The sequence below is a fragment of the Mesorhizobium vachelliae genome (assembly GCF_033977325.1).
Lineage (GTDB): Bacteria > Pseudomonadota > Alphaproteobacteria > Rhizobiales > Rhizobiaceae > Mesorhizobium > Mesorhizobium vachelliae.
Window position 1 is genome coordinate 1 of record NZ_JAVIIR010000078.1, and the last position, 658, is coordinate 658.

A 658-nucleotide genomic window follows, 5' to 3' on the forward strand; every position below is an offset into this window, starting at 1 on the left:
TTTCAACCACTTGGCGCCTGCTTCTCTATGCGAGAGATATCCAAGGTCGGGCGCATAGCCCGACAAAGAGCGATCCAGAATATCTCGACCAGTGCGCGCGAAAACATTCTCGAATGCTTGGCGTCGCAACGAGTGTTCCTGCAACGGCGTTGGAAGAAGTAGGCCGAAGTCTATCTGCGTCCCGATTTTGTCGGTCCCGCGTTCATTTCGCTCGCGAAGGGTTATGGGTTCGCGAACATCGCCGGGTTCTCGCACTCGCGTCCCGTGACCGACACGTGAAAACACCAGACCCCACTCTGCGGCGACATTATAGGCTCGAGAGACAGTTGCAGCGGTGACGCCAAGTTTCCACGCCATCTCCCGATGAGGCAGCAGCTTGTCTCCTGCCCTTAGATCGCCGGCTTGGATTGCATCCCGGATCGCTTCTGCCAAAGCACGATAGCGGTGCTGTGAGCCGCCACTCAGGTTGGGGATCCAAGTTGACACCATTGCAAATCTGGAATTGACCCTATTTTAGGACGCGCTCATTCTTGAGCGGGCCGGACCAGAAAGTCAATCGGGAACAGCCGGCCGTTGAGGCTTTAGTGAAACATGGAATTCTTAGGTCGTGTACGAGCGCGATTGTGGCATTCTTTGCGCTCCAGACTTTGTCGGGTCA

At 55.8% G+C, this 658-nt stretch carries 1 protein-coding gene; it reads right to left on the minus strand.

Going from position 1 to position 658, the window contains the following annotated elements:
* Positions 1-432 (minus strand): GntR family transcriptional regulator (locus RFM41_RS34095; RefSeq protein ID WP_320253524.1); only part of this gene is annotated, 432 nt, incomplete at its 3' end.
* Between the last annotated feature and the right edge of the window lie 226 nt (positions 433-658).